Source organism: Cellulomonas sp. P4_B5_2 (assembly GCF_056402235.1).
On sequence record NZ_JBFUHU010000510.1, the window covers coordinates 1 to 1387 of the forward strand.

The window sequence follows — 1387 nt, forward strand, 5'->3', positions numbered from 1 at the left end:
CGTGCAGGGCGACCGAGCCGTTGGCGGGGACCGTGAACGACGCCGCTCCGCCGGACACCACCGTGACCGTGGTGCCGGAGCACCCGCCGCTCGTCGTCGCGCCGCTGATCACGTCGCAGTAGCGGCCGGCCGGAAGTGACGTCTGGAAGGTGCGCTGCAGGGCGGAGCCGTTGCGGTTGATCGCCACGTAGCCGAGCGACCCGCGCCCGTAGGCCAGCCGGCCGCCGTCGCTCCAGACGTTGGTCAGGGCTGCGGTGCCGACGGCGTTGCGGAAGCCGACCATGTGCGCGGTCTCGTTCCACCGGTGCGCGCAGGTCCAGGTGCCCTGCCCGCACACGGCGTCGTTCACCTTGCCGCTGCTCTGCTGGGGAGCCCCCGCGTCGTTGGCACTGAACGCGTACCCGGAGTACACCGTCRGCCAGCCGTACGGGTAGCTGAGGGCGAACACGTTGGCCAGGCGGTAGTCAGAGCCGTCCTTGTAGCTGAGGGTCTCGCCGTTGCGCTCGGTGTCGTGGTTGTCGACGAACACCGCGGCCCTGTCGGTCGGCAGCAGCCAGGACTGGTCCTTGAGCCCGCCGAGCGAGGTCAGAGTTCCGCTCTGGAACACCGACTTGAGGTTCCGGGAGTAGTTGAACTCGTTGGAGTCCCCGGAGCCGAAGTACTCCGCCGGCTGGATCGGCTCGCCACCGCCCGCGATCACCTCGTGCTCGATGTAGACGCTCTGGTCGGTGAGCTTGCCCCGGATCGCCTCCAGGTCCGCCGCGGCGATGTGCTTGGACGCGTCGACCCGGAAGCCGCGGACGCCCAGGGAGATGAGGTCGTTGAGGTAGGCGGCGATCTCCGAGCGGACGTAGTCGCTGCCCGTGTCGAGGTCCTGCAGCCCGACCAGCCGGCAGTTCTGCACCTGGTAGCGGTCGTTGTAGTTGCTGATGTTCGTCTTGCAGGCGTGGAAGTCCTGCGGGCCGTAGCCGCCCTCGGGTCCGGGGTAGCGCTCCTCGGAGTACGCGGTGCCCGCCCACCCGGTGCCGGCGCTGGTCTGACCGGACATGTGGTTCACGACGACGTCGGCGATGACCGAGACGCCCGCCGACCGGCAGGTGTCGATCATGGCCTTGTACTCGGCGCGGGTGCCCAGCTTGGACGCGATCTTGTAGCTGACCGGCTGGTAGGACGTCCACCACTGGCCGGCGAGCACCACGTGCTCGTTGGGGGGCGACGTCTGGACGTAGCCGTAGCCGGCCGGCCCCAGCTGGGTGGTGCACTCCTGCGCGATCGCGTTCCAGGTCCACTGGAACAGGTTGGCGGCGGGGCGCATCGTGGCGGGTGCGGCCGCGGCGGGCCGGGCGGTGGCGAGCCCCGCGGCGGTCAGCCCGGMGAGGGCCAGCAC

Annotated in this window: 1 protein-coding gene; it reads right to left on the reverse strand. The window is 70.3% G+C overall.

Going from position 1 to position 1387, the window contains the following annotated elements:
- Positions 1-1387: alpha-amylase (locus AC1DUQ_RS21745; RefSeq protein WP_477074637.1), on the reverse strand; the 1387-nt coding region annotated here is incomplete at both ends.